Consider the following 272-nt stretch of genomic DNA (forward strand, 5'->3'; position numbering starts at 1 on the left):
CTGCGAGCTGACATACTGCTAACCAGATGCTCCGAATAAGGAAAAATCCCCACCGGCTGACAGAGCTAGTGGGGATTTTTCTTTCTATCTTTTAGCGAGCATCATACGCGTTCAAGATCTCCTTGGAGATCCTGCCACGGTCCGAGAGTTCGTATCCGTTCGCGCGTGCCCATCGTCTGATCTGCGCGAGTTCGAGCGGATCCCTGCCGGATCCACCCTTGCGTCGAGCCTTGGGGATCTCAGACACAGGCGAATGTTCCCGCTTCGCGTGG

General features: G+C 55.9%; 1 protein-coding gene. It reads right to left on the reverse strand.

What is annotated here, in order from left to right:
* Positions 1-91: 91 nt before the first annotated feature.
* Positions 92-272 (reverse strand): Lsr2 family DNA-binding protein (locus SB658_RS23985; protein WP_410602840.1); only part of this gene is annotated, 181 nt, incomplete at its 5' end.

The sequence above is a fragment of the Bacillus sp. SIMBA_008 genome, from assembly GCF_046535495.1.
GTDB classification, from domain to species: domain Bacteria; phylum Bacillota; class Bacilli; order Bacillales; family Bacillaceae; genus Bacillus; species Bacillus subtilis.